Origin of the sequence: Leptotrichia sp. oral taxon 215 str. W9775 (assembly GCF_000469505.1) — a bacterium.
In the GTDB taxonomy this organism is placed as follows: domain Bacteria; phylum Fusobacteriota; class Fusobacteriia; order Fusobacteriales; family Leptotrichiaceae; genus Leptotrichia_A.
In genome coordinates, this window is sequence record NZ_KI272865.1 from 38698 (window position 1) to 46885 (window position 8188).

Sequence of the window (8188 nt, forward strand, 5' to 3'; positions counted from 1 at the left end):
GAGAGTGATGTAAATTCAGATAGTATTCAAACAATCAAAATAGCAAACAAGATTTCATTATTGTTTGAGAGTGATGTAAATTCAGATAGTATTCAAACAAAAGTTATGAACTATATTGTTATACTCGTGTTTGAGAGTGATGTAAATTCAGATAGTATTCAAACCTTGCCAACCAATTCCAACTCCTTTCATTAGTTTGAGAGTGATGTAAATTCAGATAGTATTCAAACTTTTTAATTCAAAATTATTTATAATCTAACGTTTGAGAGTGATGTAAATTCAGATAGTATTCAAACTCCAAAAAATCCATACAGTTTAAAGCTTGAGTTTGAGAGTGATGTAAATTCAGATAGTATTCAAACGCTCCGAATGTAGCATTAAGAAGTATTTTAGTTTGAGAGTGATGTAAATTCAGATAGTATTCAAACCTGTGCTGGCATTTTTTACCTCCTACTCCTGTTTGAGAGTGATGTAAATTCAGATAGTATTCAAACAGACAAGATTAAAATCATAAATGCAGCTTTGTTTGAGAGTAATGTAAATTAAAATGTAATATAAACATAAACACTTTTATTCTAATTTTATATATTATTTTCTTTTTTCCAGCTAAGTGGTATAATATATAAAACACATCACAATAGGAGTTGAGATTGATGAAAACTATAAAATTTAACAATAAAAAACATTATAGTCCATTAGAAATTGTAATAATTATAGTATTAGGAATTATAATCTCTTTTCCATCTTTGGTTTTATTATCAATATTTTTAGTGTTTATGTTTGCTGTAAGTCCTTTAATTACAATATTCTCAATAATTTTTATTATATTTAAAATACTTCATATAAAAAATCAGTAAAAGATATTAGTTTTAAAGAAAATTTTTTAGGTTATTATCAAATAAGTAAAACTGAAATGACTACAGAGGGTTGGAGCAAATATACAAAATTGGAAAAGTGGTTGAAAACTAAAAAGAAAGTGAGAAAGAATGGCAGTAATATCAGAAAAAGAAATAGAATTCAATAAAGAAATTTCACACCATTAAGAGTAATTATGTTTCAAAGTGAAATCTGATATATTTTAGTGATGAAAATTAAAAAAAATTTATTTTTTTGCAAGTAATAATATTTGTTTTTTAAATTCTTCATCTGAAATTTCGTCATATGCACTTTTTCTTAGAATTTCAATTTCTTCTACAGAACATTTTCCACATGCAAGTTCAACATTATATATTGCACTACTCAATCTTTTTTCTATTTCTGGATCTAATTTTCTCATTGTCATTCCTCCATAAAAATTGATATTATTTGATTATTATAGCATATATTTAGGTTTTATAATATATATGGAGTGAAAAATTATAGGAAATCTTTAGAGGAAATAAAAAATTGGTTGAATGATAAAGCTAAAAAATATTTAGAAAAGAACTTTGAACAAAAAGATTTAAAAGTATATTGTTTGAATCTTTACCAGAAATTTATTAGGTAAAAAGGGAGAAAAAAATATGGATAAAAATTATGAAATAACACTGGAACAAGAAACAGCAAAAGAATTTGGTTGGGAAGTTATGGCAAATTTTAGAAGACTGGGAGATAATCTTGAAGAAAATTTGGTATTAAAAAAAATATATGAAAAAATAGGAAAAGAACTTAAAGTATTGTCAAATATGGATATTGAAAAAATAAAAGAATTTAAAATAAAATGTAAATTTGTAAATGAAATACTGGATAGTATTTAGAATTTTTGAGTCAATAGCAGAAGAACATACAAAAAACAGCCCTAATCTATTAATTGGAGCTGTTTTTCTATCATTTATTCAAATCTAAATCCTAATAATTCTTATCCAGTAATCCCACTACACTTCTGACTTCATCCATTTTTACAGTGGCGATTGAACGGGCTTTTTCAGCACCTTTCTGAAGAATTTCATATACATAGTCCATATTATTTACAAGTTCTTCACGTTTTTCCCTGAATGGAGCAAAATAATCCATAAATTTATCAAGCAATTCAGTTTTTGCATGTCCGTAACCAAAGTTTCCGGCCAGAAATTTCTGTTTAAGCTCTTCAGTTTCAGCTTCAGTAGCAAAAAGAGAATACAGTTTTGTAATGTTGTTGTCAGGATTTTTAGGCTCTTCAAGAGGAGTAGAATCAGTAACAATACTCATAATCTGTTTTTTTAGTTCCTTTTTAGAAAAGAACATATTTATAACATTTCCATATGACTTACTCATTTTATCTCCGTCAGTTCCAGGAACGACAGCAACACTTTCCACAATTTTTTCCTTTGGAAGCTTGAAAACTTCCTTTCCATATGTTTCATTAAATTTAATTGCAATATCCCTCGTAATTTCCACGTGCTGTTTCTGATCCTTTCCAACAGGCACTATATCAGGATCGTACATAAGTATATCTGCAGCCATTAATATAGGATATGTGAATAATCCCATGTTAGGCTTAATTCCCTTTGCAATCTTGTCTTTATATGAATGAGCCCTTTCAATCAGTCCCATTGGGGTAACATTTGCTAAAATCCATGCCAGTTCTGTATGTTCAGGCACATCTGACTGTAAGAACAGTGTAGATTTTTCCGGATCAAGACCCAGAGCAAGATAATCTAAAATAACTTCTATTGTATTTTGTTTTAAATTTTCACCATTAGGAGAAGATGTAAGAGCATGATAATTAGCAAGGAAGTAGAAACCTTCATACTGATCCTGAAGTTCCACAAACTGTTTTATTGCTCCAAAATAATTTCCTATATGCAGGATACCGCTAGGCTGAATACCTGATAAACTTCTCATTAAAACCTCCTTGTTTATTATAAATATTGATAGGTAAATAATAACATATTATATACGATTTATCAAATATAATCAGAGAAATTATAAAAAAATCTGATATTGTAAAAAAATTCTTTTTGGTTTATAATATAAATAATTAATCATATAAACGAAAAATAATAGGATTTTTTAATAAAAATTCCAATTACAAAATAAAGAGTGCGAAAGGGAGTTAACTATGATAAATGATGTTTATAATCTGTTTTTAAAAGTAGTTGAAACAGGTAGTATCTCAAAGGCTGCAAACGAATTGTTCATTTCCCAGCCGGCATTATCTCAGCAGCTGAAGAAGCTCGAAAAAGAGTTTAATGCAAAGCTGTTTACACGAAGCAACAAAGGTATTGAACTGACAAAAGAAGGAAAAATCGTATATAAGTATTTTACGATGTTTGAAGAATGTCTGGATGAAATGAGGGAAGAAATAGAAGATGCAAAAAATAATTCGATGAAAATAAAAATATCTGCAGTATCTACAATATGTAATTATTCCCTTCCATGTGTCGTTTATCATTTGAAAAAGCATTATCCCAATGTTTCGGTGGAGCTGAACAGCAGGGAGAACAGTTCTGTCATAGAAGAAGAACTTCTAAGGGAAAGATGCGATATAGGTTTTGTAACGGAAAATATTAATAACAATGAAACTTTGGCAGGGAAAAAAATATTTGAAGAAAAAATTGTGCTTGTTGCATCAAATATTTTGGGTTCATTTCCTGATTCGATAAAAGTAAAGGAACTAAGTAAATATGACCTTATAAGAATGTCAGGAGAAAATGAGGTTATAAAAGTTGTAACAAAATTTATTAATAATTTTGAAAATTATAAATTTACATATAATCTGGAAAGTGTAGATGCAATAAAATCATGCATTATAAATGGATATGGGATGGCATTTCTGCCCTATTCTACAATAAAAAAAGAACTTTACCATAAGGAAGTAAAAATCGTAGATGTTGAGCAAGTTTCAATAACTCAGAATATAAGCATGATAAAAAGAAATTCCCATACAGGTGGTGTGAAAAGGGTAATTTCCTATATGGAAAAATATATAAAGAAAATTATTTGCTGATGGTGATTTCCCAGACACCATCTATAACTTCTTCTGAAGAGCATTTAAATTTATTTAAATTACAGTAATATTCAATATTTTCTACGGCAAGGTTGTGGTCTGTAACAAGAAGAATTTCCTCTCCTTCCATAATGAGAGAGTGTTTCTGCTTTAATTTAATTACAGGAATAGGACAGCTGTATCCAAGGCAATCTATTTTAATCATAACTTTTCCTTTCTAAAAATAAATTAAAAGACTATTTCTAAATTTATACGTTTATTATACTATATAAATTTGAAATAGTCTATTTTATTTACTCAATTATACATAAGCTTTAAAATATTCTAAGTTAAAAGTTAGGGATAAAATATTAAGCTTTACAGGAAGCTCCTTTTTTCTTTGTACCTGCTCCATAATCATTTTTAGAATCAGGTTTCTGCATATTGTTTGGTGCTCCTTTTTGTACAGGGAATTTAGAATCCATTTGCCATGCATTCCATCCACCGTCATATATATAAGTGTTTTTCCATCCTGCCATTATAGTCATGAACCAAGGTACAGTTGCACGCCATCCTGTTCCACAGTAGAATGCAAGTTTGTCTCCTTTGTTAATATTCTGAGTTTTCCACAATGCAAATATTTCATTTGGGTTACGTAAAGTTCCGTCCGGATCATAGTAATCCGCCACATTTGAAGAATCAGTTCCGGCAAATCCCCAAATTGCACCTTGAGGTTCCCCTTTACCTGGAATGTAGTCGTATCCACTTACTTTTCCGGTATATTCATCCCATGAACGGTTACTTATAAGTTTTAGTCCATTTTTTTGCATTTCCATTGCTTCAGCAGGAGTTGATATAGTAATACTAGGATCTCCAGGTATAGTACCACCGAAATTAGTTTCAGGTGTAGGCGTATTTACTTTAGTTTCTGTATGGAATCCGGCATCCATCCATGTAGTCAGATTACCATCAAGTACTCTTACATCTGTTACACCTGCCCATTTTAATGCCCAGAATACACGATATGCGGCAAGCTGGTTTTCAGCAGAGTAAAGAATAATAGTTTTATCTTTGGTAATACCATTTTTCAGCAGATTAGCTTCAATAACTTTTGGATCGCTTAAGTTCCATACCGGTCCATTTTCAATCCAGTCAGTATCAAAGTGGTAAGCTCCAGTTATATGCTGAGCATAACCTTTACTTTTTTCCAATGGCCCCCATGAAACTTCAAATAACATAAATTTATCATTTGTATAAGTTTCAGGCTTTTCTCCCTTTAAAACAGAATTTACCCATTGAGGTGAAACGCTGTACTGGAAGTTTGGAAAAGACTCCATTGGATTTTTCTCATCATTTGCATAATTTACAAAATCTTTATAAGTTTTTACTTTATATCCTCTTGCGGCAAATTCTCCGGCCACACTGTTTAAACTTTCATTATCTGTATCATATATAACAAGAGTTTTATCTTTTGTGATTCCTTTACCTGCTGCATAAGTTTCAAATTTACCGTCTTCAATATAGTTTAACCATGCCGCAGTAAACTGGATTGCATTTTTAATATGTCCTCCACGTTTAGCATTTTTATCCTTAAACCCGTTATAAAGACTGTCTCTTCTAGTGTCTATAATAACATAGCTGGAATTATCAATATTTTTTAATAAATCTTCAGTTTTGATTTCACTGATTGCATTTTTTCCGCATGATAGGATTAATCCTAAAATAGCAATACTCATTATTGAAAAAAGTATTTTTCTAAAATTCATTAAAATTTCTCTCCTTCCGTAAGAATAATCATATCAAAATTATTCCTTTATAATATAGTTTAAAAGTATTTTACTTCCTATAAAGGCACCTGCAAAGGCAGATAACCCGTAAAACCACCCTGTCAATGACAATGCTGACAGTGCAGAAAAGAAAGCGGCAATATTACATCCTGAAGCAAGTCTTGCTCCCGCTCCCATTAAAAAACCACCAAGGACAGCACCAAAAAGCTGTTTTTTCCCTTTTATTTTTTTGATTTTAAATTCTGAAGCAAGTAAAGTTGCCAATGTGGCACCAAGAATGATTCCTATATTACATATGGAACCACTATTTGATAAAACAGGTATCATGATTGCCTTTTTTAATCCGGAACTCTTTATAAAATAAGGCCATGTAACAGGATTAAGTCCTGCTGCCTGAAATATTTTAGCTCCCCATACGGTAATAGGTCCTGAAACACTCCATGCCTTTTTAAAGACTGCCAGATAAATAGTTGCCGTAATACCAAGCAATACAGCTCCTGTATTATATGACAAAGGCTTTTTCATTATTTTTTTATATGTTTCGTTCTGACTTAATTTGTTAAAAAATTCCATTACTGTTCTCCTTTTACAGTATATTTTTAAATAAGTTAATTTATTCTCAAATGATTGACTTATTTACATCTCTGTCGAGATATTCCTGCAATATTATTTACTTTTTTCAACTATGATGTTCCATTCTCCATCATCAATTTCTTCAACCCTGCAGGCATATCCTGTCTGATCTGCCCATTCAGGAATATTTTTTATAGCACATGAATGATCTACATTTATTATAACTATATCTCCTACTTCCATAGTTTCCATTTTCTTTTGAGCTTTTATTAAAGGGACTGGACAAGCTTCTCCTATACAATCTAATTTGTATTCTTTCATTAGTTTTCCTCCTAAAAATTTATTTAAGAATTTTCTTCAAAAATCTGTTTAACTATATTTTTTCTTTTGCCATTTAATGGCAAGAACGTATACTATTGCTATTAATGCAAATTGGAATATTAATGCACCTGCCCATCCGAGATGATCAGGAAGATATACTTTAATATTTGCTTTACCAAGTGGTTCTAAGAATCCCATTGCCCAAGCTCCGGCTACCGATCCTAACATGAAGCATAACAAAGCAACCCATTGTAATTGGAACCCTTCCCCAACTCTCATTAAAGTTCCTGAAGCACATCCACCAGCTGTAACCATACCGATACCGAACATAACACCACCGATAACAGTCAGTATTGATAAAGGTGCAACAGAATCAGTTCCCATAGGTTTTCCACCAGTTGAGATGGAGTAAAGGCTTAAAGCTGAGAATCCTATAGTTCCAACTGCAATAGCTAAAAATACTGCTCTTGTAAGAGAAGTACTTCCTGTAATGACAGGGTCTCTGAATGCAGCAGTAAAACAGAATCTGGAACGTTGAAGAATCATTCCAAAAACAACACCGAATATCAAATATTTTACTAATTTTGCATCATTTAAATAGAAACCAAGTCCGATTAATAGGGCAATTAAAACTAATGCATGTGGGATTTGAGATTTAAAAGGTTTTTTACGAACGCTGTTTGCTTTTACAACCTTCGTCATTTCTTTGTCTAAAGTTGTATTCATTTGCTTCCTCCTTTCATTAGTAATTTTGAAGTGAAAAAAATCCTTAATATACTTTTTTAATTATAGCTTATAATTAAAATGTTTTGAATAGGGAAAAAACGAATACTGTATTTGAAAATCGAATAAGAGGGATAAAAAACACTTTACAAAAAAATAGAAAAAGAATACAATAAAAATAAGAATGAGGATAGAGAAGCAAAAGCAAGTGACACTATCACACCTTTTAGGTCAAAAGAGATGTTGGGACAGTCACACCAACCGTTCTTACTAATTTAAAATTATAGAAACGATATAGGCAGTTTAACAACTGCTCTTTTTATTTGTCATACTAAGAGACATTAAACATCTGGATACAGAAAATAATAGAAATAAAACAAAATTTGGGTAGTTATGAGCTTCAAAATTAAAATTGAATAGATAATTTAATAGCCAATCCATTTTTGGCTTCGGTTAATGGTAATAAAAAATAGGCCCGATAAAAGCCTATTGATACCCCTAAGAGTATGAGGGTACTAATTAGTACAGAATTCTTTGAATCAGTAGGAAAACTACTAAAACAATAAGAAAAGTACGCATAGTACACCTCCTTATAAATGGTTACGAGTTTTGGGAAACTCGCTTGAAAAAATTATAACAAAAAAGACTGAAGTAATCCAGTCCTTTTTATCCCAAATTTTATTTAACCATTTATAAGTACCCTTTTGGGGTCTACCTTAAGGTAATTTAATTATATCAGATTATTATATTTTATGCAAATCTCTTTTTGGAAAGTCTGAAAATAAACAGAATAAAAATATAATATTGAAAAATTACAATAAATAGGGTAAACTAAATAATAAAAAGAAAAATATTATAAATAAAGGCTCTTTGTCAAGAGTGGGGGTGGAAAAAGTTC

General features: G+C 30.4%; 9 protein-coding genes and 1 CRISPR repeat array. Of the genes, 2 read left to right on the forward strand and 7 right to left on the reverse strand.

Annotated features, from left to right (window positions below; all coding sequences use genetic code 11):
- A CRISPR array of direct repeats spans positions 1-560; the repeat unit is 32 nt; unit sequence GAGAGTGATGTAAATTCAGATAGTATTCAAAC.
- Positions 561-1102: 542 nt separating this feature from the next.
- Positions 1103-1276: a hypothetical protein gene (locus HMPREF1984_RS11420; RefSeq protein ID WP_156894270.1), complete on the reverse strand. Its 174-nt coding sequence runs from the start codon at positions 1274-1276 to the stop codon at positions 1103-1105.
- 226 nt (positions 1277-1502) lie between these two features.
- Between HMPREF1984_RS11420 and HMPREF1984_RS08725 the strand changes: the two genes are divergently transcribed.
- A complete protein-coding gene (locus HMPREF1984_RS08725) occupies positions 1503-1736 on the forward strand; it encodes a hypothetical protein (RefSeq protein WP_021767611.1) in 234 nt (77 codons plus the stop codon).
- A gap of 91 nt (positions 1737-1827) precedes the next feature.
- On the opposite strand, the gene trpS is transcribed toward HMPREF1984_RS08725, so the two are convergent.
- Positions 1828-2802, reverse strand: coding sequence for a tryptophan--tRNA ligase (gene trpS / locus HMPREF1984_RS08730; RefSeq protein WP_021767612.1), 975 nt, complete (start codon positions 2800-2802; stop codon positions 1828-1830).
- Positions 2803-3019: 217 nt separating this feature from the next.
- On the opposite strand from trpS, the gene HMPREF1984_RS08735 reads away from it, so the two are divergent.
- Positions 3020-3907, forward strand: coding sequence for a LysR family transcriptional regulator (locus HMPREF1984_RS08735; RefSeq protein WP_021767613.1), 888 nt, complete (start codon positions 3020-3022; stop codon positions 3905-3907).
- Here HMPREF1984_RS08735 and HMPREF1984_RS08740 read toward each other — a convergent pair.
- The 5 genes from HMPREF1984_RS08740 to HMPREF1984_RS08760 all read right to left on the reverse strand — a co-directional run bounded on the left by HMPREF1984_RS08740 (position 3897) and on the right by HMPREF1984_RS08760 (position 7293).
- Positions 3897-4112 carry a sulfurtransferase TusA family protein gene (locus tag HMPREF1984_RS08740; RefSeq protein ID WP_021767614.1) on the reverse strand — a complete coding sequence of 72 codons (216 nt, stop codon included), beginning with the start codon at positions 4110-4112 and terminating at the stop codon, positions 3897-3899. The two genes, HMPREF1984_RS08735 and HMPREF1984_RS08740, sit on opposite strands and share 11 nt — an antisense overlap.
- Positions 4113-4257: 145 nt before the next feature.
- A complete protein-coding gene (locus HMPREF1984_RS08745; protein ID WP_021767615.1) occupies positions 4258-5652 on the reverse strand; it encodes a rhodanese-like domain-containing protein in 1395 nt (464 codons plus the stop codon).
- Between the two features lie 39 nt (positions 5653-5691).
- Positions 5692-6246, reverse strand: coding sequence for a YeeE/YedE thiosulfate transporter family protein (locus HMPREF1984_RS08750; protein WP_021767616.1), 555 nt, complete (start codon positions 6244-6246; stop codon positions 5692-5694).
- Positions 6247-6339: 93 nt separating this feature from the next.
- Entirely contained in the window at positions 6340-6567 is a 228-nt protein-coding gene (locus HMPREF1984_RS08755; RefSeq protein WP_021767617.1) for a sulfurtransferase TusA family protein, read from the reverse strand.
- 48 nt (positions 6568-6615) lie between these two features.
- Complete coding sequence (locus tag HMPREF1984_RS08760) at positions 6616-7293, reverse strand: YeeE/YedE thiosulfate transporter family protein (RefSeq protein ID WP_021767618.1); 678 nt, start codon at positions 7291-7293, stop codon at positions 6616-6618.
- Positions 7294-8188 lie beyond the last annotated feature (895 nt).